The following is a 23,630-nucleotide window of genomic DNA, read 5'->3' as shown; positions in this document are numbered from 1 at the left end:
ACCGGGATCGATCGCTTTTATGTACTCTTTCCTCCCCTCTAGCGATCGAGACAAATATAAAAACAGCGGTACAGCAGACCAAGAAATCTTTACAACTCTCCCTGTAATTTAAAATTTCCCTAAGTTTTTTCCTCGCAGACGAGCGCCTTCTTCCAAGCCTGTGCTATCTTCGACGGAAAAGCACGCACGAGCTGCCCGACGAACGGCAGAGATGTCACCGAGTCCTCCCGTCGTGTTTTCAGCGTTGTACGATCGCTCGAATTGGAGAACGACCTATCACATCCAGCTTTTGCTCCCGAAAGCCCCAACCCAGGGATATCCAGTGGACGTCACGCCCCCAAACGCGAACTCCCTGGTAATTTAAGCGCAAAACTGCTGTTTTTTATCATACGAGAGTTTAAATGTTAGGGTATCTAAAAAAATTCTTTTACGTTCTGCCTGCCCCCAAAAAGCGACTCTTTTTGATTGTCGCTTTGTTTATCTTCGTTTCTACATTAGAGGTGTTTGGAATTGGCTTGATTGGGCCGTTTTTGTCCTTGACAAACAATCCTGAAACGATTCATACAAATGCAATAACAAAGTTTATTTATAATACCTTAAACCTTCAATCGGAAATGGTTTTTGTCGCTCTTCTTGGCTTGCTAATTAGTGTTGTTTTTATTGTAAAGTCTTGGATTACATGGCACGTCAAACGCTACGTTTTTGTCTTTAGTTTTCACCAAAGAGGAGAACTTTGTAAAAAGCTGATCGACGCTTATCTCAACGCACCCTATACCTTTCACCTCTCTAAAAGTAGCTCCTACATCATCCAAAGCATTATCGACGATACGCGATCGTTTTCCAATTCGGTCTTAATGACCTTACTCAACTCCACAGCCAACCTGATTGTTATCGTTTCTCTGAGTATTTTACTCTGTGCCACGAACCTCTTAGCTGTTGTCGTTATCTTGACATTGTTTCTTCCCTTGATATTTATTCTGCATAATTACCGAGATCGGGTGAAAGAATGGGGAAAGCGACTCAGTAAATCTAACGAAGCGACGATCCGCACGATCAACCACGGTATTGGCGGCATCAAAGAAACCAAAGTCATCGGCTGTGCGAGCTACTTTGAAGACGCTCTATCTCAGCGGGTTCGAGAATACGAAGAGTCCGCCAGTTCCTTACTGTCGATCAAACTGATTCCCCGCATCGTCGTCGAAGCCATGCTCGTCATCGTCGTGGTGGGGTTTACCTCCATTTACCTGCTGTTGGGTAACGATATCGACAACTTAACGGGAGTGTTGGGAATTTTCGCCCTGGCCTCGATTCGCTTGATGCCAGCTATTACCAATCTCGTCAATAGTACGCAAACCCTGCGGAGTTCCAGCTATGCCCTGAATAAGGTGTACAACGATATCCGAGAACTGGAAACTAAACGCAACTCCGAAGAAATGCCGGCGGGGTATCTCGTCGCGACAGCCAACGACAACGGGAACGCCAGCCCCAGCCGTACCCTGAGCTTTCAAAAAGAAATTTGTCTCGACGAGCTGGTATATCGCTATCCGGCGGCAGAAGAAAACGCCCTCACCGGCGTTTCCTTAACGCTGGCTAAAGGGGAATCGATCGCCCTGATTGGCAAATCTGGGGCGGGAAAAACCACCCTCGTGGATACGATTCTCGGCTTGCTTCTGCCTCAATCTGGCGATATTCGCGTCGATGGTATTTCTATCTATCGCGACTTGCGAGCGTGGCAGAACCTCATTGGCTACATTCCCCAGTCGATTTTCCTAACCGAAGACACTATCGAACGCAACATCGCCTTTGGGGTAAACGACGAGGAGATCGACGCCGAACGGCTCGATAAAGCGATTCACGCCGCCCAACTCGGCGAACTGATGCAGGATTTACCCCAAGGGATTAAAACCCAGGTGGGAGAACGGGGGGTTCGTCTTTCTGGGGGACAGCGACAGCGTATCGGTATCGCTCGGGCGTTGTATCACGAACGGGATATCTTGGTTCTCGATGAAGCGACTTCTGCTTTGGATAACGAAACCGAACATCTCGTCAATCAGTCGATTCAAGCCCTCAGCGGCGAGAAAACCCTCATTATTATCGCCCACCGTCTCACCACCGTCGAACATTGCGATCGAATTTATCTGATGGAAAAAGGTCGCGTCGTCAAATCCGGTAGTTACGCCGAAGTCGTCCTCGAACCCGAAGCCCTGCAATAGCAGTTCGAGGGCGATCGAGTTTTTTATCGAGTTTTTCCCTTATTTTTAAAGAGGTTTAGCGATGTCTCAAGTCCTTTCGCCGCGATTCGCCTTCAATCCCACTCATCCCTTTAAGCCGTCTGTATCGGCGACGCAACGGGAACTCATCGACTTAGTGCGATCGAAACTCGAATCCGGCGAGTATCAGTTACATCCGACGAGTTGTCCCTGCGGTGCCGAGAAAAACGATGTTCTCCTGTCTGAGATCGATCGTTACGGCTTACCGTTTAAGTCCGTTCTCTGTCTCAGTTGCGGCACCGTTCGCATCGATCCCTATCTCGACGAAGCCAGCCTCGGTGACTTCTACACCCATACCTACCGTCGAATGTACGGAATGGATCTCGAAGAAGGGACTTACGATAGCTATTTTGCCAGCCAGCGCAGCTATGCCGAGAAAATTCTCGCGACGGTGGGCGACGAACTCCCCGAGGGCGGCTGGGTGTGCGAAGTGGGCTGTGGCGGCGGCGGTGCGTTGAAAACGATTCAAGAACGGGGTTACAACGTTGCTGGCTGCGACTACGATACGACGGTGATGGAACTCGGGAAACAAAACGGTGTTGAAAGTCTGTTTTACGGCTCGATCGACGCCATTGGCGAAGCGATGCCCGAGGTGAAATTCGATCTGATTTATTTGCATCACGTTTTCGAGCATCTCACCGATACCGTGGCCTTTTTAAACCAATGTCGGAACTTTTTGAAGCCGAACGGACAAATCCTCGTTATCGTCCCCGATATTTATCATATTGATGAAATCGGACATCCGGCGGCGGTGGGTAATTTGTTGATGTACTTGCACGTGGCCCACAAATACAATTTCTCGATCGAAGGCGTCCGACGGTTAGCCCGTCGCGCCGGTTACAGTGCTGAAAAAGTCGTTCCCGACACCCGCCTCGAAACCCCTTGGTCGAAATCTCCCGAACTGTGGGTTAAACTTCGTTTGGCTGAAACGATGACAGAAAACCCAGGTTTTGAACCTGTCGGAAATCGCTATTTGAAATATCTCAAACGAACCGAGAGTCTTTATGAAATGGGATTGTGTAAAGGTCAGATCGCGAACAAGTTAGAAACCTTGACTTCTCCCGATCGCCTGTGGCGTAAAGTCAAAAGGGTGTTCGCTCGCTAAGGTCTCGCTAAGGCATTTTTAAAGCTGACCGGGCTGGACGCCGTACCGAATACACTCTGAGAAACCCGGCATTTCCAAGATGCCGGGTTTTTGGTAAAAACCCGTTTGGTCGAACTCGAAACTCAACTGATTTGTGGCGAATCTTTCTCCGATCTTTGTATTGAAGGTATTTTTTAAATGTTGCTTTCCGATCGAATTCAAACTTCCAAACCCCATTCAAGCCGAATTGCTTGGTTAGATATTGCCAAGGCTTACGGTATCTTTCTTGTGTTTTACGGACATTTGTTAGAAAGTTTTGTCGATCTCGACTATGTTTTGCTGTTGTCCGCATTGAAGTTTAAGCATTCCTTTCATATCCCACTATTCTTTATTTTGTCGGGATACGTCTATAAAGACAAAAAACAGTCTTTGGGTTACTTCCTGAAATATCAGGCACTCTCGCGTTTGCTTCCTGTATTGGTGTTTAACACGATAGGATTGGGGATTGCTTTGGTATTTCCGGCGGGACAACAGGAAGCTTGGAATTTGGAAGCCTATGTTTTTCATTGGTTAAAACTGTTGCGGGGGTTCCCGGTTTTTAGTGCAGTAACTTGGTTTTTAGTCTGCTTGTTCGTCGTCGAAATTATACATTTTGGCTTGAAGCGATATCTGAGATCTGCTCGAGCAATTTTTGGCGCGGCGATTGCGTTTTCAGTCGTCGGCGCTCTCGTCAACAGCCAGTTCGATCTCGTGGTGTCTTTGACGGGGATCGATCGCAATGTCTGGTATGTTTACGAAGCGATCGCCGCTTATTCGTTCTATTTGTTCGGACTCGGCTGCGCTCGTTTGCGAGTGTTTGCCAGCGATGGCGGAGCGCATCCCCATCGCGGTCGTTCCCTAGCTGTCGCTGTGGGTGGCGTCGCCTTAACGGTGCTGACGTTCGGCCTCAATAGCGGACCGTTTCGCGGATCGATCGAGATTGTTTCGATGGCGGTGGCCAGTTACGGAAACTGGTTTTGGTTCCTGTTGACGGCCTTAGCCGGAGCGTTGGCGACGATGGCGATCGCGCAACTGACGCCGCCGTGGCCGCCTCTGTTGGATATCGGTCGCAGTACCCTGATTTTGTTGGGTTTGAACGGCATTCTCGATAACACCTTTAATATTGAGATCGTTCGCGCGATCGCCCCCTACTTCAACCTCCAAAACAGCGCAACCGCCCACATTCTGGCGTTCGGTTTAACGTTGCTGTCCCTGCTGGTGGCTTGGCCGGTGGCCAAACTGTTAAATACCGTCGTGCCGCAACTGATGGGGCGACCGAAAGCTCGAGGTCCGTGGCTGAAACCGTTGGTACGATAGGCTTGCACCCCGCTCGTTCCCGCCTCGTCCTTCATCAAAACTTCAAAAACGAACCCACTCAACTGTTTGCACTAGCAGGTCTCAAGACGGTCTCGAGAACTTCGTCCGCAGCGATCGATCGCCCGTAAAATCTCCCTTTTCGCCCACCGCTCTCAAAACTCAAAACCCGTATAAATACGGTTGACGCCGCGCGATCGATTTTATGATTTTGATGAAGATACGGAGAAAACCTTGGCAATCGTAGAATCGATCGCTTACGCTCGAAAATAAGCAGCAGTTTGGCAACGCTATCTCAAGCACGAGTCTAGAATGCGAGCCTAGGTGCGAGCCTCTGCCTGTCGATCGCAATTCAAGGGGCAACCGATGCAGTCTCCCATCTCGTTTCTCCCAAAAAGTCATTGTTCCAAAGTCACCGAACTCCTCCAACTCGAAGCTGAAGCCATCGCCAAAGTGGCCGAACAACTTCAAGCCGAGGAAGTCGATAAAGCCGTCGCCCTCATGGCCAACTGTCGCGGCAAAGTCGTGTTGTCAGGGGTCGGAAAATCCGGCATCGTCGCGCGAAAAATTGCTGCCACCCTGACGAGTATCGGCGTCGTGGCCGTGTTCCTCCACCCCTCAGAAGCCCTACACGGCGACTTGGGTATCGTCTCGGGAGACGACATCACCATCGCCCTCAGTAACAGCGGCGAAACGGACGAGGTGCTGGCCATGTTGCCCTGCCTCAAACAGCGAAACGTCCCCATTATCGCCCTCGTCGGCAACGTGCGATCGACCCTCGCCCGCAACGCCGACGTCGTCCTCAACGCCACCATCGAAAAAGAAGCCGGCCACCTGCACCTGGCACCGACGACCAGCACCACGGTGGCGATCGCCATCGGAGATGCCCTGGCGATGACGGTCATGGAACTCAAAGGACTGACTCCAGAAGATTTCGCCCTCAACCACCCCGCCGGACGGTTGGGCAAACGGCTGACTGTTCGCGTGTCCGACTTGATGCACGGCGGAGACGACAATCCCACCATCGAACCCGACGCCAGTTGGCTCGAAGCCGTCAGTCAAATCAGTAAAGGCGGACTCGGAGCGGTCAACGTCATCGACAACGATCGCCTCATCGGTATTATCACTGACGGCGACTTACGGCGGGCTATGCAAAAAATCGATCCCAGCGAACTGGCCCAACTACAAGCCGGTCACATCATGACGCGCAACCCCATCGCCGTGACGGCGGAAATGCTGGCTTACGACGCCCTGAAAATTATGGAAGATCGCCCCTCCCAGATTGCCGTGTTGCCCGTTATCGACAAAGACCGACGCTGTATCGGCTTGTTGCGCTTGCACGACATCGCACGGAGCGGCCTGCTGTGAAAATTCTCGCCGTAATTCCCGCCCGCTACCAATCCCAACGCTTTCCGGGTAAACCCCTGGTGCGACTGGGGGAGCGTCCGATGGTGCAGTGGGTGTACGAAGCTGCCTGTCAATGTTCTCTGTTCGATCGCGTGGTCGTCGCCACCGACAACGACAAAATCGCCGACTGCGTGCGCGAGTTCGGGGGTAACGTGGAAATGACGCGGGACGACCATCCCAGCGGCACCGATCGCGTGGCAGAAGTGGCCGAACGCTATCGGGATATGGAAGTGGTGGCGAACGTCCAAGGCGACCAACCCTTCGTGACGCCAGAATCCCTCGTGCATCTCCTCGAACCCTACGTCCGAGGGGAAATGCCAGAAATGACCACCCTCGGTTGTCCCTTGGAGTCGGATGGGGACTACCAGGACGCGAATACCGTGAAAGTGGTGTGCGATGTGGGAGGACACGCCTTGTATTTCTCCCGCGCCCCCATTCCTTACTACCGCAATCGAGGCGTTGCCCCGGTCTACCATCATTTGGGGTTGTATGCCTTTCGACAAGATTTCCTGGCTGAATATGCCAAACTGACCCCAACTCCCCTCGAACAGTGTGAAGGCCTAGAACAGTTGCGGGTTCTCGAACACGGCTATGCGATTCGCGTGTGTCAGACGGAAAAAGCCGCGATCGAAATCAATACGCCGGAAGATTTGGAAAAAGCTACCTCGTACATCGCCAAAGGTCTGAAATCGTGATTCGCACTCAAATTACTGACACCCTCAATATTGGAGACGGACAACCGCTGACCCTCATCGGCGGTCCTTGCGTCATCGAATCGGAGGACTTCACCTTAAAGATGGCAGAATCGATCGCGAAAGTGGTCGATCGACTCGGCATCAACTACATTTTTAAATCCTCTTTCGATAAAGCCAACCGAACCTCGATCGATTCCTTTCGCGGACAGGCGATCGATAAAGGGTTGAAAATTCTGCAACGGGTCAAAGACGAATTCGGACTTCCCGTTTTAACAGACATTCACGAAAGCTCCCAAGCCGCCCCCGTCGCTGAAGTGGTAGACGTTTTGCAAATTCCCGCCTTCCTCTGTCGTCAAACAGACCTTCTCGTGGCGGCGGCGAAAACCGGACGGGCGATTAACGTCAAAAAAGGACAGTTCCTCGCCCCCTGGGATATGAAAAACGTGGTCAAAAAACTGGAAGCGGCCGGCGCGAAAAACCTGCTGCTGACTGAACGGGGAACGAGTTTCGGTTACAACGCCCTCGTCGTGGATTTTCGTGGGTTGCCCCAAATGCGACAACTGGGCTATCCCGTCGTGTTCGACGCCACCCACAGCGTCCAAATGCCGGGAGGTCAGGGGAATAAATCCGGCGGACAGCGGGAATATGCCCCGGTTTTAGCGCGGGCGGCGGCGGCGGTGGGTATCGACGCCCTGTTTATGGAAATTCACGAAGACCCCGCAAGCGCCCTCAGCGACGGACCGAATATGATTCCCCTGGCGCAACTCGAAGAGGTATTGCGTCCGATTTTGCGAGTGCGGGAGGCGGTCAACGAAACCGCGATTCCGGTACTGGTATAGCAATTTACGGTTGAGGAGTGACGGTTGAGGAGATGGGAGTGGCTCTTGCGGAAGATTTGCGCGATCGATTCGCCCGCGTCGAACTGTTCGCTTTAGATGTAGACGGCGTTTTGACGGATGGCGGTTTGTACTACAGCGATAGCGGCGAACAGATGAAAAAGTTCAATGTCAAAGACGGACAGGGCATCAAACTCGCCCAAAACGCCGGAATCGACATCGCCATTATTAGCGCCAGCGGTGCCTCCGCCACCCGCCACCGGGCGAAAACCTTGGGAATTGCCCATGTTTATGTGGGGATTGAGGACAAACTCGCGACGTTGAAAGGGTTGTGCGAAACCTTGCAGCTCGATCGCACGCAAGTCGCCTACATGGGAGATGACGCCAACGATATCCCCGTTCTCGAGTGGGTGGGCTGTCCCCTGACGGTGGCCGATGCCATGTCTGCGAATCTCGAAGCAGCCGCTTACGTGACGCAGAAAGGAGGCGGCGAGGGGGCGGTGCGGGAAATTTGCGATCTGCTCGTCGCCTGTCGCTCCTAAGAACGAGGGCGAGGTCTCTTCAACGTATCCGTCAATTCTGAAGATGTAACGGGGAACCACAGCAGCGATGGTTAAACTCACAACTGGGTTGAGAAAGGCAATTCAGCCGATCGAAGCCTCGATTCTGTCTGAGTATTACTTTCCGGCTCAGGATTATTTGACGTTTGAGGACAAACTGAAACTGCTGGGGAAATACTTTCTGACTCAGTTACCGGGGCAATCGATTTCGACACAGCCGGAAATTACGTTTTTTCTGTATTCTAAAGCCTGCGAGCGGCTGTTAATTCCGTTGCTGGTCAATTTGTGGCAACGGCCAGAGGTTCAAAATCAGAAAATTCAGGTTAATTTAATTGTATTGAGCGGCGTTCACCAACTTCAGTTAACGCCCTCGAATTTAGAAAAACTCGAAGCACTCAACTGTCCGATTCAAACGGATTATAGTAAACTCATCGAAGCCTGCCAACAGCCGGAAAACAAGCTGGTGGTGGTCTGTTTGGACCACCGAATGCTGTACGACTTCCATCAATGCGGTGTGGATACCGTCGATCGCCTGAAAAAGTTTGGTGTCAAAACCCTGTCGATTCAACATGGGGGAACGCGGCGGGATTCTGTGGCGGGGTTGGCGACGACGGCTTCCGATAAGTTTATGGTGTGGGGAAAACGAGTCGAACGGGAGTTGGTTGAAGAGTACGGCGTCGATGAAAACCGGATTCGTTTGGTGGGAAATCCGCTTCACGATCGCCTCGCTGACATCGATCCCCAACAGGTTCGCGAGCGGTTAGTGGCTCGATATCCCCAGATGGCGGAGAAAGTGGAGTCTCGTAAAATTGTTTCCGTGGCCACTTGTTTGCACACTGAATATAAAGGGTATGAAAACGAGCAGGAATTGTATCGAAAATATATTCGACTGCTTTATAAAGGGTTAGATTTCGATCGGGTTCTGCTGTTGGTGAAGATGCACCCCAACGACAGTAAAACCCCCAATCTTTATCGAGACGCCGCAGAAGAACTGTCTCTTTCGTCGGATATTCTCGTTATCGAGCCGGAAATTACGGAATTGGACGTTTACGGGATTCTGTCGATTTCCGATTTGCTGTTGACGCGGTGTTCGACGGTGGCGGAAGAAGCGTTGATGATGGGTAAGAAAGTTGTGGCCTTCGATTTGTTTGAAGACGGACCCTCGAAGGGGTACAAACATCTTGAAGAATACGGGAGTTATCGCACCGCTTACGCTTCGCCGGAAGACTCGTTAAAAGAGGCGGTTTCGGCGGCGTTGTTCGATAGGGACGCCGTGGACTCCCGCGACAAGGTGACGGAGGATATTACCTACAAGCTCGATGGCGGTTCCACCGATCGCGCCGTTGATACGATCTTGCAGGAACTCCCCCGTTGAGGGCGATGGCAAGTTTTCACACTTTTTTTAAACTTTTGATGAAGCGTCTGGTGGAACCGCCTCGCTTCTCCGTACAAATACGGTAATTTAAGGGCGATCGTATTTATTGATTTTGTGAAGTTACGCAGGTTTTGTTGGCAAGCGGCGAGTCGATCGCATACCCTACAAACAATGCAGGCGATCGACCGCATCGAGCATCCCCGATCCGGCTTGCGTGTTTTTATCGAAAAGGATGGATCTCAAAAATGGATCTAAAACCCCGCCTTTCAAGAGCAACTTGAAAGCAACTGCGAAAAACTCGTGCGTAGAAGGATTCTCTTCACACCGTTAACGATCGATCTGTTGAATCTATGAAAAGCATCGCCTTTATCGACACCAACCACGGTCGAGGTCATCACCTCACCTATATGCGCGGGTTCTGTAAAACCATGTTAGAGGCCGGATATCGCGTCTTTTGCTTTTACCCCGATCCCGATGCGGTGCAGAACTGGCTCGAAGAACGCGGTACGGTTTCCCTCGAATACTTCCATCCGGTGAAGATGCCCAAACTCAAACGGAAAGAAATTCCGTTTTTCGGGATGTTTCCCGAAAACCTTCCCGGACTCGGTCGTTTGCCCCAACCCATCGCCGTTTTAGCCCGGTGGAACTATGCCGCGACCCAAGTCCGGAAGGCCGTCGAAACCGTCGGTGTCGAGCCAGATTTGGTGTTTTTTAACTGGTTAGATAATTACTTTAGTTACTATCTCAACGGCACGATCGTCGATCGCTTGTTTCCCTATCCTTGGTCGGGGTTGTACTTTCGACCCGGTTCCTTGCGGTTCGGCGATCGCAAACTGCCCCTGTCCAACGTTTCTCTCGACCATTGGTCGATCGCCAAAGCCTCCCACTGTCGGGCGTTGACTCTCCTCGACGAAGACATCGCCCAAACACTTCAAGGACAACTCCCTTGTCCCGTTTTTCCCTTCCCCGACTTCACCGACGAAACCCCAGCCAAACCCAACTGCGACATCGTTCGACAAATTCGCGACAAAGCCCAAGGTCGAAAAATTATCGGACTCGTCGGTTCCTTAAGCAAGCGCAAGGGATTGTTAACCCTGATGGAAGTCGCCCAACGCTCGGCGGAGAAAGACTGGTTTTTCGTCTTTGCCGGGCCGCTCTCCCAGGCCATGTTCAACCAGGATTTCGATCGAGAATTAAACGACGACTATTTAAAATTTCAAAGCTTTTCCGAAAGTCAAAGTAAAAATTGCTTTTTTTATTTAAAATCGATTCCAGATGACGGCACTTTTAATGGTGTTATAAATGCTTGCGACCTACTTTTTGCCGCATACGAAAACTTTCAATATAGCAGTAATACTTTAACCAAAGCCGCCCTGTTCCAAAAACCGCTCGTCGTCAGCCAAGGATACTGCATGGACCGACGAGTGCAACGGTTCGGTATGGGATTGAGTATTCCCGAAGGAGATGTCGAAGCCTGTATCGACGCTTTCGATCGCTTGCTCGAGACACCGAACGAAACCTCTCTATCCTTCGACTTCGAGGGCTATCTCCAACAACATTCGATCGCCTCCCTCGAACGCATTCTCAAAACCATCGTCGGCGACTCGGCGTCCTCTTCCCCCGCCTCCCCTGCCCTCTCTAGCTTTCATTCCTAACTGACTATGCGGCCGCTCGTTCTCAGTACATCAGACATCGGAGGAGGTGCCGCCCGGGCAGCCTACCGACTCCACCAGGGCTTACGCAGCATCGGCGTCCCGTCCCAAATGCTAGTACGGGAAAAATCCAGCGGCGATCGTAGCGTCATCGCCGAAAAAAGCCTGCTGACCAAACTGGGGCCGCCCTCAATAGGACTTCCGCTGCGACAGTATCCCCAGCGAGAACAGAAACTCTTTTCAACTCAGTGGTTCCCCGACAACATCGGGCGACAGGTTCAAAAACTCGATCCCGATGTCGTTAACTTGCATTGGGTTTGTAACGGCTTCGTGAGAATTGAAACTCTGACCCAACTGAACCAACCCCTGGTGTGGACGTTACAGGATATGTGGCCGTTGACTGGAGGGTGTCACTACAGCGGAAGTTGCGATCGCTACCAAGATAACTGCGGTAACTGTCCCCAACTCAAGAGCGATCGAGACAACGACCTGTCTCGCCGGGTGTGGAAACGCAAACAGAAAGCCTGGCGCGACGCGAACCTTACCGTCGTTACCCCAAGTACCTGGATGAGCGACTGCGTGAAAGCCAGTTCCCTCTTTCGCAACCGCCGCGTTGAAACCATTCCCTTTTGTCTCGATACCCAAGTCTACCGGCCGATCGATCGAACAGTGGCCAGAAACATATTACAACTCCCTCAAAACAAGCAACTCGTGTTGTTTGGGGCGCTTTCTGCTACCGCCGATCGACGGAAAGGGTTTCACCTGTTGATGCCCGCCTTGCAACAGTTAAGCCAACAAGGATGGCGAGAACGAGTCGAATTGGTGGTCTTCGGTGCCGAGAAACCCAACAACCCCGTAGATTTAGGCTTCAACGCCCATTATCTGGGCAGTTTCAGCGACGATTTATCCCTATCGATCGTGTATTCCGCCGCCGACGTGATGGTGGTACCCTCCATCTACGAATCCTTCGGCCAAACCGCCTCGGAAGCCCTAGCCTGCGGCACCCCCGTCGTCGCCTTCAACGCCACCGGTCCCAAAGATATCGTCGATTCCCACCATAACGGCTATCTCGTCAAACCTTACGATATCGACGACCTCGCCCGAGGTATTGCTTGGGTACTCGAAGACGACGACCGCCACGAAAAACTCTGTTATCAAGCCCGTCAAAAGGCAGAAGTCGCCTTTCCGCTCGATCGACAAGCCCGCCTCTATCAGTCTCTTTTCAATCAGTTAATCGCAGAGAAGAAGAGGGGATGATGAGATGAGAAGGTGAAATTCATATAACCCGATCGAATCGAGGTTTTTCCTCTCTACTTCACCGCTGGCTTAAAAACGCGATCGACTATCAACTATCAATTATCAACTATTAACTATCCCAGTCATGCTGTTTAACTCCTACACTTTTATATTCGCCTTTCTGCCCGTCGCCCTCATCGGCTTTTTCGCCATCAACCGTTGGGGATACGCTCGGCTTGCCATTGGATGGCTGGTGGCGGCGTCCCTATTCTTTTACGGATGGTGGAATCCGCCCTACTTACTGCTGCTGCTGTTTTCGATCGTCTTTAACTACGCCGTCGGCCGGTTCTTGAGTCGCGATCGCCTTAACGACGGCCCTCGCAAATGGGGACTCATCGGCGGTATTGCAGTTAACCTCGCGCTCATCGGCTATTTCAAATACGCCAACTTTTTCGCATCGATCGCCAACGACTTGTTGGGAACGACCCTCGATTTCGGCGCGATCGTCCTGCCCCTGGCGATTTCCTTCTTTACCTTCCAACAAATCGCCTATCTCGTCGATGCCTATCGCGGCGAAACCCAAGAATACAGCTTTCTCAAATACAGCCTGTTCGTCAGCTTCTTTCCCCAATTAATCGCCGGACCGATCGTCCATCACGGCGATGTTATCCCACAATTCTCCCAAGGAAAAATCCTGAAATTCAACAGTGACGACATGGCGATCGGACTGACAATATTTTCCATCGGCTTGTTTAAAAAAGTCGTATTCGCCGATACCATCGCCACCTTTGCCAATCCCGTTTTCGACGCAGCCGCCAACGGAGCGCAAATCGGTTTCGCTCAAGGTTGGGTGGGCGCCTTAGCCTATACCTTACAACTGTATTTCGACTTTTCTGGATATTCCGACATGGCCATCGGGGCGGCGCGGTTGTTTGGCATTCGCCTGCCCCTCAACTTTAATTCTCCGTACAAATCTGTTAGTATTGCCGACTTTTGGCGACGCTGGCACATGACGCTCTCTCGATTTTTGCGGGATTACCTTTACATTCCCCTTGGCGGAAATCGCAAAGGCGAAAGGCGGCGTTACATCAACTTAATGGTGACGATGCTGTTAGGAGGATTGTGGCACGGCGCCGGTTGGACCTTTGTGTTGTGGGGGGGATTGCACGGATTTTACCTCGTCGTACATCGCTGGTGGGAGAAAAACACGCCCCCCGTTGAGGCTGGGTGGTATCGAGTTAGCGCCCAGTTGGTGACGTTTTTAGCCATCGTCGTCGGTTGGGTGGTGTTCCGCGCCATCGATTTAGCCTCGGCGACGGCGATCTTGCGGGGCATGGTGGGACTCAACGGTTTCAGTGGGATGTCTTCTCAAGATGCTGTGGTCTGGATTGCGGCACTGTTGGGCATCGCTTTCTTTGCCCCCAATACCCAAGAATGGATTTCTGACAGCCTTCCGGAACTCGAAGACGCTGCCGAAACCGCTTTAGCTAAAACTCGCCGTTGGCAGTGGACGCCCGATCCTCATTGGGCGTTGTTTGGCGCGACGGCGTTAGTGGTGGCGGCGTCGTTTATTTCCCAAGAAAACGAGTTTATTTATTTCCAATTTTGAGAAAAATCGCATTACTGATTTGAGTTTTTAGTCCCATTTTTTTACGTTTATCGCGTTTTTTAAATTATGAAATCCTCAAGAGCCTACGTTCGCAAATATTTAGGATTTGCCGCCACGGGATTTTTTGGACTGGCTTGTTTTAACCTAGTCGTCGATCCGCAACATTTGTTTCGTGTCGTCAAAATCGACCAGTTCAACCGCGAGAAATACCAAGTGGCAGAACCGGTTCTGCGTACTGTCAAATCCCTGGATCTCGAAGGGGGAAAGTACGATGCACTGATTTTAGGAACCTCGCGCACTCACAACGGCATCGATCCGTTACATCCGGTGTTTGACGGTGCGTCGGCGTATAACGCGGCGTTAGAAGGATCGCATATTTACGAAATTCGCGATGTTTTGAAATTTGCCCTCGAACACCAAGACTTAGAAACGGTCATTTTGGGGTTGGATATGGGCAGTTTCAGCGTCAATTGGACGCCGGGGGAAGATTTTAGTAAATCTCGATTTGTCGATCGCAACGTTTATTTGAGCTATCTCGATCGACTGATTTCCCGCCACACTACCATCGATTCCTTAAAAACCATCGCCAAAAATGCGATCGACTACGAACAGGATATCATCGAAACCGATCGCGGCTTTAAAAAACGCCAAGCGAAATCGATCGACTCCCGCCAACTGTTTCGCGAAGAACTCAACTATTCTCTCGCTCGCGTAGAAGAAACCGATCTCAGCGTTCCGGCGTTTTCCGAAGATACCCTGGAAGTGTTGCGAGAAATTATCGCCGACTGTCGAGAACATAATATCGAACTCAAACTGTTTATTTCCCCCGTTCACGCGCGACAACTGGAAAAAATGCGGGAATTGGGACGGTATAAAGACTTCGAGAATTGGAAACGAGAACTCGTCACCATTGTTGAAGAAGACGCTCGCCGCAATTTCCAAAAACCGCGAGTTTCCCTGTGGGATTTCAGCGGCTACAACAGCATCACCACCGAAGCCGTTCCCCCCGAAAAGAGTTCCGAACAGATGCGCTGGTATCTCGAAGCGTCGCACTACAAAAAAGAACTCGGCGATGTGATTCTCGCAGTTATGGCGCAAGATTCAGCGCGTTTTGAAGACCTTCCCTCAGATTTTGGCGTTTTGCTGACTGAGAATACCTTGGAGACTCATTTAGCCTCGATACGGACGGCGGGCGATCGCTACCGACAAGACTATCCCCACGAAGTCGCCGAAGTCGCACAAGCCGTTCGCAGCGCCCTCGGGTATACCGTGAGCCGCCAACAGTGAGAAAGGTAGGCTGTATTCCGGCGTTTATGGCTGTTTGAGTTAGAAAAAAAGTGAAACCGGCCGGAACGCACCGCTTTGTCAACTCGGGGATGGAAATCAAGAAACCCGGCTTTTCCGTTGGAGGGAAGTAAGACGGTCGAATTCGTTCGACGCTTCCCGAGGCGATTCCCTTTGAAAGCTCGAAGCCACTCATCTCATCTATCGCCTCGCGATGATGAGTGGTCGTTCACAGGAAATCCCCAACCTCGACGCCCCTCAACTTTCAATCGTCGCTTAGCCTCCGAGTACTTTCGTACCGCGATTTTTAAAGATTCCGTAAAGCGAACGCAAATTCACGCAGGATTTGCGTTCGCTGTTTTTATAGATTCAGTAAAGACACGGAGAAGTTTTCTAAAAACCCCGATTCCGGACTCCATAATAAGAAGTAACTCAAAAAAAACTACGTTTAATTCACTTAAACAACAACTTTATTGAAGCCTGGAGCGACCAGCAGGGTGTTGGCAGCGTTTGTTAAGTGGGGGTCTCGCCTCCCATGCGAGGCCGAGCTGTGTTCGGGGGCAGTGGGTCTTTCAAGCGTCCCCGCCGACTCGCGGCTTTCCTAGAAAGAGAACCGCACCGCTTCCGCAAACAGCCCCAAGACGACAACTGAGTTTATCGCGACCTAAGAACCATGAGTAACGGTATCGGACTGACCGGATATTACTACGACCACGACAGTAAATTTCCCGACTTTGCCAACCTCGTCCTGACCCGAATCGACCCCACCGTCGATTTCAACTGGGATGGCGGAATGCCCGATCCCAGCGTCGACGACGATACCTTCGCCGTGCGCTGGCAGGGGCAAATCGAAGCCGAACACTCCGAAACCTATACCTTCTACACCACCACCAGCGACGGCGTGCGCCTGTGGGTGGACGGACAACTCCTCATCGACGATTGGGAAATCCAAGCCCCTACCACCAACAGCGCCACCATTACCCTAGAAGCAGGACAGAAATACGATATTCGCCTCGATTACTACGAATACTTAGGACGAGCCATTTCACAACTAGAGTGGTCCAGTGCCTCTCAAACCCGAGAAATCGTCCCCAGCAGCCAGCTTTATCCCGACTCCGCCGGTAGCCGCGACGCCGGAACCCTGGAACTGACCGCCTCAGAATACAGCTACGACGAAGACGGAACCCCCATCGCCGCCGTCACCGTCAGCCGTAGCGGGGGAAACACGGGATCGATCGAAGTCACCCTCGATCTCAGCGACGTCACTGCGTCGAGTCCCGACGACTACGATAGCACCCCCATTACCGTCAGCTTTGCCGACGGCGACGATACCGATAAAGTCATCACCCTTCCCATCGTGGACGACGACCTCATCGAAGTGGACGAAACCTTCGACGTCGCCCTCGTCAACCCCACCAACGGCGCGACCCTGGGCGCCCAAACCCGCGCCACCGTCACCATCGCTGACAACGATTCCTCCTCGACGCCGTCCTCTCCTTCGGGGAGCGGAACCGGCTTAACCGGATACTACTACGACCACAACAGCAAATTTCCCGACTTTGCCAACTTGGTGCTGACCCGCACCGACCCCACCATCAACTTTAACTGGGATGGCGGCGCCCCCGCCCCTGCCGTAGACGACGATACCTTCGCCGTGCGCTGGCAGGGGCAAATCGAAGCCGAACATTCCGAAACCTATACCTTCTACACCACCACCAGCGACGGCGTGCGCCTGTGGGTGGACGGACAACTCCTCATCGACGATTGGGAAATCCAAGCCCCTACCACCAACAGCGCCACCATTACCCTGGAGGCGGGTCAACAGTACAACATTCGCCTCGATTACTACGAATACTTAGGACGGGCAATTTCACAACTGGAGTGGTCCAGTGCCTCTCAACCGAGAGAAGTGGTCCCGACGAGCCAGCTGTATCCCGACCCCAACTTACCGCGCGGGAGTCTTGCCTTTACTGCGCCGGAATTCAGCATTCGAGAAGACGGAACCCCCGTCCTCGATGTCACTGTAAGCCGCAGTGGAGGCAGTACCGGAGTCGTCAGCGCTACTGTGGAACTCAGCGACGTCACCGCTGTGAGTCCCGACGATTACGATAGCAACCCCATTACTGTCAGTTTTGACGACGGCGACGATGCCGATAAGGTCGTCTCCATTCCTATCGCCGACGATGACCTCGTTGAAGGAGAAGAAACCTTTGATTTGACTTTGACTTCTCCCACGGGGGGAGCGACTCTCGGCGTTCAAAATACTGCCAGCGTCAATATTATCGACAACGACGCCAATATCGGCACGGGAACCGGTCTGACGGGGTACTACTACGACCATGACGGTCAGTTTCCCGATTTTGCCAATTTGGTGCTGACCCGCACCGACCCTACTATTGACTTTAACTGGGATGGTGGAATGCCCGATCCTAGGGTGGACGACGATACGTTTGCTGTGCGCTGGCAGGGGCAAATCGAGCCGCTGTACGCCGAAGAGTACACTTTCTATACCACCACCAGCGACGGGGTTCGGTTGTGGGTCGATGGGGAACTCCTCATCGACGATTGGGAAATCCAAGCCCCGACGACCAATAGCGCCACCGTTACCCTCAATCCGGGGCAAAAGTACGATATTCGCGTCGATTATTACGAATATTTGGGACGGGCAGTGTCGCAACTGGAATGGTCGAGCGCGTCCCAAAGCCGGGAAATCGTGCCGACGAGCCAGCTGTATCCCCTCGATGCTAACCCCGGAACTCTGGAATTTAGCGATTTGACCTTTAGCGTGCGAGAAGACGGTACGCCCATCGCCGCCGTACAAGTGGCTCGCAAAGGCGGTATCAGCGGCGCGGTGGGGGCGACGGTAAGCTTCAGCGATGTAACGGCGACGAGTCCTGAGGATTACGATGATACGCCGATTGCGGTGAGTTTTGCCGATGGCGACAATACGCCGCAAGTCATTTCGATTCCTCTGGTAGATGACGACGCTATTGAAGGTATGGAAACCCTCAATCTGACCCTGGACAGTCCTACAGGAGGGGCCAGCATTGGGTCTCAGGATAGTGCCGTTCTCACCATCGTCGATAACGATTTCGTCAGCGCCAGCGGTACGGGTTTGACGGGTCAGTATTTCAACGGGACGAACTTCGAGACCTTGGCCCGAACCCGCACCGACCCGACGATCGATTTTAGCTGGGGGCAAGGTGCCGCCATTGGCGGACTCAGTTCCGATTTCTATTCGATTCGTTGGATAGGAGACCTCGAACCCCGTTTTACGGAAACCTACTCTTTCCATACGATTACGGACGACGGGGTGCGGCTGTGGGTCAACGACGAACTGATTATCGATAAGTGGCAACTCCAAGGACCGACGGAACACAGGGGAACCATTGCCCTGGAAGCGGGTCAGCACTACGATATTGAGTTGGAATATTTTGAAAATCAAGGGGGGGCGACGGCGCAGTTGTTGTGGTCGAGTCCGTCGCAAACGCGGGAGGTGATTCCCCAAAGTCAGCTGTATCCAGATCCGACGGTGACGGTGCAGGACGTGCGGGTGAATGAGGAGGATAGCGGTACGACGGATTTGGTGTTTACGGTCAAACTGTCGGCGCCCAATGACGAGGTGGTGACGGTGGATTACGCCACCAGCGACGGGACGGCGACAGCGGGAAGCGATTATACGGCGACTTCGGGAACGCTGTCTTTTGCGGCGGGGACGGTGGAACAGACGGTGACGGTTCCGGTGCGGGGAGATGGAGAGATCGAAGATGACGAAACTTTCTCTTTGCAACTCAGTAATGCCACGGAAGCGGCGATCGTTGACGATTCTGCTGTGGGTACGATTCTCAACGATGATTTTGCTACGCCGGGATTCAATTTTCCGGCTGGGGCGAATATTGCCAATGTGCGGGATTACGGGGCGAAAGGAGATGGCGTTACGGACGATACGGCGGCGATTTTGGCGGCGATGGCGGACAATCGCACGGTGTATTTTCCCGATGGGACGTATATTGTCAGGGATACTTTGACTTGGGGCGACGATCGCCGTTTGTCTATTTTGGGGGAAAGTCAGGACAATACGGTGATTAAGGCGGCGAACGGTTTGGAGTTGTTCGGCAATGCGACTAGTCCGCAACCGCTGATTGAGTTGTTTGATGGTACGGGGAGTACGGGGCAGGCGTTCCAAAATTCGATTTACGATATCACGATTGATGTGGGGGCGAACAATCCGGGTGCGATCGGTGTGGCGTTCCAAAATAATAACCAAGGGGGTCTGCGTAATGTCACGATTCGATCGAGCGATAGCAATTTCCGAGGTAATACGGGGTTGGCGTTGACGACGCCCTGGCCGGGTCCGGCGATGATGAAAAACCTCACGATCGAAGGGTTCGATGTGGGCATCAAAACTGACCATAACGAATACAGCAACGTTTTTGAAAACGTCTCGCTGTCGAACCAACGGGTTGTTGGGGTTCTCAATGAAGGGAATATTTCCACGTTCTACAACCTCACCAGTAATAACAGTGTCCCGGCGATTCGCAATACGGAACAACGGGGCATTGTTACGGTTCTCGATAGTACTTTTGGCGGCGGGTCTTCGGGGAATTCTGCGATCGATATGGACGCGGGAACTCTCTACGCCCGCAATGTGGCGACTTCGGGTTATGCTTCGGCGTTGGACAACAACGGGGTCGTGGTTCCGGGGAACAGTATTGATGAATATGTTTCTCAGGCGATTCACGGTACGTTCCCCTCGGGGCAATCTTCGTTAAGTTTGCCCGTGGAAGATGCGCCGGGGGTGTTTTACGACGATGTGGCTAACTGGGTGAGTCCGACGGAGTTCGGGGCGATTCCCAACGACGGGATCGACGATACGGCGGCGATTCAGGCGGCGTTGGATTCTGGGGCGGCGACGGTGTTCTTTCCGAAAGGAAATTACGATATTAATGATACGTTGACGGTCGGCGATGGGGTGCAAACCATCACGGGTTTGTCTTTTCAGACGATTTTCACTATTGACGATCCTCTCAAAAGCCAAAATCAGCCTGTGTTCCGGTTTGAGGGGACGACAAACCCGGTGTCGATCGAGCGGTTTTGGGGTAACAGCGGCGGCGGTAGCTTCTACTGGTTCGACCAAGCCACGACGCAACCGCTGACGATGCGGAACATCCTAACTAGTTCGGGAACGGCGTATCGCAACAGCGTGACGGGCGGTAAGGTTTTTATTGAAGATGTGACTATCGGCGGTTGGGAGTTTAACCAACAGCGGGTTTGGGCCCGTCAACTCAATCCGGAAATCGCTACGACGAACATCCTCAACAATGGCTCGGATTTGTGGATTTTGGGTTTGAAGACGGAGAAGGAAGGGGTCGTTGTGGAGAATGTTAATGGCGGTCGCACGGAGGTTTTGGGCGGTTTGATTTATCCGGCGGGAGGGGGCGATCGCATTCCGGTCGATCGTCCGGCATTTATCAACAATGAGTCTCAACTGACGATTGCGGGGGTGGGCGAGTCCCGCTACAACGTGGGCAGTTACGAGATTCTTGTTGAAGATACTCAAAACGGCGTTACTGAGCAAATTTTCAACAATTTTGGCTTTACGCAACGGGGGAACGGTTTTTTAATTCCGCTTTACGCTGGGTCGAACGAGGGGGCGCAAACCCTCGACGGCGACGCCAGCGACAATGTTTTAAGGGGCGGTGCGGGGTCGGATACGATAACGGGCGGTGGCGGTGCGGATACCTTCACCTACGACGCCCCACAGGAGGGAACGGACGTTCTCATGGATTTCGACGACGACGACAGGGTTCGAGTGTCGGCGGCGGGATTCGGCGGCGGTTTGCAAGGGGGGGTTGTTCTGAGTTCGACGGCTTCGGAGACGGGGGTATTCGTCAGCGGTGTGGATGCTGCGCCTCTCAGCAGCGATGCGACGTTCCTCTACGATACGGCTACGGGACGGTTGAGTTTCGATATTGACGGAACGGCGGCTGGCGCCCCGGTTATGCTGGCAATTTTGGAGGGAACGCCGTCTTTGGCTGCGAGTCAAATTAACGTGGTCTAGGTGGTGTAAATGGTCGGTGCGTCTCGGAGTTCTCGGTTTCATTGCGACACCCGATTTTTTACGTCATGCACTCTATTCCGGTTCTCTGTCAATTATTAATTCTCAACGGGTTTTACACGGATTTTTCGGCTTGCAGACACTGTTGGCAGAGTCCGAAAAATTCGAGGGTGTGGTAAAAAATCTTGAATTGGTGTTCTTGGTGAAGCTGTTCTTCGAGATCGCGCACGGGACATTCGCTCAACGGAATCGAGGCGCCGCACTGCAAGCACGTCAGATGGTGTTTGTCTTGGTGGGGCGGACAGTAGAGGGATTCGCCGCTGGCGAGGGTTCGCACTTGTACTAATCCTTCGAGTTTGAGGGCTTCTAAGGCGCGATAGACGGTGGCTAATCCTACACTCTGGTTGCGCTTTCGCAGTTCCACGTAGATGTCTTGAGCCGAGAGCGATCGCTTTTGGCTCTCGAGAAGGTTGAGGATTTTGTCTTGGGAGCGGGTGCGCCGGATTTTCATTGGTAGTTTTGGGAATGGGTTCGATCGTGGTAGCGGGACGGGGTTCGATCGCTGTCGCCGAACCTGTTTCTGGGGTAACAGCTTTGTTGAGAGTGCGGTCGGAGTGGGTTCGCTCCGATGTAACTTAAGATGTAACTTAACTAATGAGGGGTTCGTCGATTGAGGGGGTCGATCCCCCGAAAATCGACACCCAATCTTTGGGTTACAGTCGAGTAAAGTGCATACAGCACAAAGGTTTTAGGTTATAATACCAAGGGTCTAGCCACCCGTAGATTGAGAGTGAAAGTCAGGCATGGCCGGGACCTCCAAAGTTCTAGAACGGCGCTGAACCTCGATCGCCGAAGTTAGGGCGTTCCATCGAGAACACTTGGCTTTGTGGCCAAGGACTGTGGGTGGGTAAAAACTTTGCAGTACAAAGGAAGCTTCTGTAAAGCTGTACCCAGGGACTCTGGGAATTGGAAACAGCCTGTCAAGTCGGTCTGTCGGGGGAAGAATCATGGGGTTCGACCTAGATAAGTGGCGTGGGGCAGGAATACCCAAGAGCGATCTTGGGAAGCCCGCGCTCTACCTGCTAGGGTGAGCGTCGGGAGGATGTCACTAAGTGTATGCGGTAGCACCTCCGCCGATCTTTGTTCTAGGCATTGCTGTGAGTCAACGTTATCAAGCTCAAATCTATGTTACCCTCAGACCCTCTGTCCTCGACCCGGCGGGAACGGCGGTTCGATCGGGTCTACAACAACTCGGCTTTGAGGGAGTCGGTGACGTTCGTATCGGAAAATACGTCGAACTGACGTTAGATGCTAACGACGAGGCGGACGCACGAGAGAAAGTCGATTTTATGTGCGATCGACTTCTGGCTAATCCCACTATCGAAAATTACCGCTTTGAGGTCACTGCGATGGCTGAGGAGGTTAGCGCATGAAATTCGGCGTTCTCGTCTTCCCTGGCTCTAACTGCGATCGAGACGTGGTATACGTCACCCAAGAACTCCTCGGACAGCCGACTCGTAAAATTTGGCACCGGGAAACGGATCTCGGTGACGTCGATGTGGTGGTGGTTCCCGGTGGCTTCAGTTACGGGGACTATCTTCGCTGCGGCGCGATCGCTCGCTTCTCTCCTATTATGCCCGCTGTGGTCGAACACGCCCGTCAGGGAAAATATGTTCTCGGGATTTGCAACGGCTTCCAAATTCTGACGGAAGTGGGACTGCTCCCCGGTGCTTTGGTTCGCAACCGCGACCTTCACTTTATCTGCGATCGAACCCCCCTGAAAGTCGAGCGTACTGATGTCTTCTGGACGCAACAGTACAGCGGCGATCGCCCCATCGTCCTCCCCGTCGCCCACGGTGAAGGCCGCTACCACGCTGACGCTGATACCCTGGCGCGACTCGAAGATAACGGACAAGTCCTCTTCCGCTACTGTTCCCCCGCTGGAGAAGTCACGGAAGACGCCAATCCTAATGGTTCGTTAAATAATATTGCAGGAATTTGCAATGATGCACAAAATGTGCTAGGCATGATGCCTCACCCGGAACGGGCCTCCGATGCGATGGTGGGTGGAACGGACGGATTGGCTTTGTTCAAAGGGATTCTCGAGTCCGTCGCTGTGGCTCGATAATGTTGTCCGATACTTGTCGATCGTTCAGGTTTGACATCCTCACCGCCCTAGAAGGACGGTGATTCCTACCCACAGGTAGTTAC

General features: G+C 52.6%; 17 protein-coding genes. 16 read left to right on the top strand and 1 reads right to left on the bottom strand.

Features of this window, described 5'->3' with window-relative positions:
* The first annotated feature begins 211 nt into the window (after positions 1–211).
* The 14 genes from ACP5D4_RS02735 to ACP5D4_RS02670 all read left to right on the top strand — a co-directional run bounded on the left by ACP5D4_RS02735 (position 212) and on the right by ACP5D4_RS02670 (position 21,422).
* Positions 212–364 carry a hypothetical protein gene (locus ACP5D4_RS02735; protein WP_428010087.1) on the top strand — a complete coding sequence of 51 codons (153 nt, stop codon included), beginning with the start codon at positions 212–214 and terminating at the stop codon, positions 362–364.
* Positions 365–401: 37 nt separating this feature from the next.
* Complete coding sequence (locus ACP5D4_RS02730; RefSeq protein ID WP_428010086.1) at positions 402–2,213, top strand: ABC transporter ATP-binding protein; 1,812 nt, start codon at positions 402–404, stop codon at positions 2,211–2,213.
* A 61-nt stretch (positions 2,214–2,274) separates the two neighbouring features.
* Positions 2,275–3,375 (top strand): class I SAM-dependent methyltransferase, encoded by a 1,101-nt coding sequence (locus ACP5D4_RS02725; protein ID WP_428010085.1) that lies wholly within the window; start codon positions 2,275–2,277, stop codon positions 3,373–3,375.
* 177 nt (positions 3,376–3,552) lie between these two features.
* The gene (locus ACP5D4_RS02720; RefSeq protein ID WP_428010084.1) at positions 3,553–4,710 is read left to right on the top strand and encodes an acyltransferase family protein; all 1,158 of its coding nucleotides are present in this window, start codon (positions 3,553–3,555) and stop codon (positions 4,708–4,710) included.
* Positions 4,711–5,073: 363 nt separating this feature from the next.
* A complete protein-coding gene (locus ACP5D4_RS02715) occupies positions 5,074–6,075 on the top strand; it encodes a KpsF/GutQ family sugar-phosphate isomerase (protein WP_428010083.1) in 1,002 nt (333 codons plus the stop codon).
* Positions 6,072–6,809, top strand: coding sequence for a 3-deoxy-manno-octulosonate cytidylyltransferase (kdsB, locus tag ACP5D4_RS02710; RefSeq protein WP_428010082.1), 738 nt, complete (start codon positions 6,072–6,074; stop codon positions 6,807–6,809). Before ACP5D4_RS02715 ends, kdsB begins: the two co-directional genes overlap by 4 nt.
* A complete protein-coding gene (gene kdsA, locus ACP5D4_RS02705; RefSeq protein ID WP_428010081.1) occupies positions 6,806–7,648 on the top strand; it encodes a 3-deoxy-8-phosphooctulonate synthase in 843 nt (280 codons plus the stop codon). The genes kdsB and kdsA overlap by 4 nt, the downstream gene beginning before the upstream one ends.
* A 38-nt stretch (positions 7,649–7,686) precedes the next feature.
* Positions 7,687–8,187 carry a KdsC family phosphatase gene (locus tag ACP5D4_RS02700; RefSeq protein ID WP_428010080.1) on the top strand — a complete coding sequence of 167 codons (501 nt, stop codon included), beginning with the start codon at positions 7,687–7,689 and terminating at the stop codon, positions 8,185–8,187.
* Between the two features lie 67 nt (positions 8,188–8,254).
* On the top strand, positions 8,255–9,580 hold the full coding sequence (locus ACP5D4_RS02695) for a UDP-N-acetylglucosamine 2-epimerase (RefSeq protein WP_428010079.1): 1,326 nt from the start codon (positions 8,255–8,257) through the stop codon (positions 9,578–9,580).
* Between the two features lie 350 nt (positions 9,581–9,930).
* Positions 9,931–11,235 (top strand): glycosyltransferase, encoded by a 1,305-nt coding sequence (locus tag ACP5D4_RS02690; protein WP_428010078.1) that lies wholly within the window; start codon positions 9,931–9,933, stop codon positions 11,233–11,235.
* A gap of 6 nt (positions 11,236–11,241) precedes the next feature.
* Positions 11,242–12,489 (top strand): glycosyltransferase family 4 protein, encoded by a 1,248-nt coding sequence (locus ACP5D4_RS02685; protein ID WP_428010077.1) that lies wholly within the window; start codon positions 11,242–11,244, stop codon positions 12,487–12,489.
* A gap of 124 nt (positions 12,490–12,613) precedes the next feature.
* Positions 12,614–14,077 carry an MBOAT family O-acyltransferase gene (locus tag ACP5D4_RS02680; RefSeq protein WP_428010076.1) on the top strand — a complete coding sequence of 488 codons (1,464 nt, stop codon included), beginning with the start codon at positions 12,614–12,616 and terminating at the stop codon, positions 14,075–14,077.
* Between the two features lie 66 nt (positions 14,078–14,143).
* Positions 14,144–15,364 carry a hypothetical protein gene (locus ACP5D4_RS02675; RefSeq protein ID WP_428010075.1) on the top strand — a complete coding sequence of 407 codons (1,221 nt, stop codon included), beginning with the start codon at positions 14,144–14,146 and terminating at the stop codon, positions 15,362–15,364.
* A 670-nt stretch (positions 15,365–16,034) separates the two neighbouring features.
* Positions 16,035–21,422 (top strand): PA14 domain-containing protein, encoded by a 5,388-nt coding sequence (locus ACP5D4_RS02670; protein ID WP_428010074.1) that lies wholly within the window; start codon positions 16,035–16,037, stop codon positions 21,420–21,422.
* A gap of 112 nt (positions 21,423–21,534) precedes the next feature.
* Here ACP5D4_RS02670 and ACP5D4_RS02665 read toward each other — a convergent pair whose 3' ends face one another.
* Entirely contained in the window at positions 21,535–21,930 is a 396-nt protein-coding gene (locus tag ACP5D4_RS02665) for a Fur family transcriptional regulator (protein WP_428010073.1), read from the bottom strand.
* Between the two features lie 646 nt (positions 21,931–22,576).
* On the opposite strand from ACP5D4_RS02665, the gene purS reads away from it, so the two are divergent.
* Complete coding sequence (gene purS / locus ACP5D4_RS02660; protein WP_428010072.1) at positions 22,577–22,852, top strand: phosphoribosylformylglycinamidine synthase subunit PurS; 276 nt, start codon at positions 22,577–22,579, stop codon at positions 22,850–22,852.
* Entirely contained in the window at positions 22,849–23,547 is a 699-nt protein-coding gene (gene purQ / locus ACP5D4_RS02655; RefSeq protein WP_428010071.1) for a phosphoribosylformylglycinamidine synthase subunit PurQ, read from the top strand. The genes purS and purQ overlap by 4 nt, the downstream gene beginning before the upstream one ends.
* The last annotated feature ends 83 nt before the right edge of the window (positions 23,548–23,630 follow it).

The sequence above is a fragment of the Baaleninema sp. genome (genome assembly GCF_049974805.1).
Lineage (GTDB): Bacteria > Cyanobacteriota > Cyanobacteriia > Cyanobacteriales > Geitlerinemataceae > Baaleninema.
Note: the sequence above shows the minus strand (reverse complement) of the source record. Positions and strands in the feature narration are given on the sequence as shown.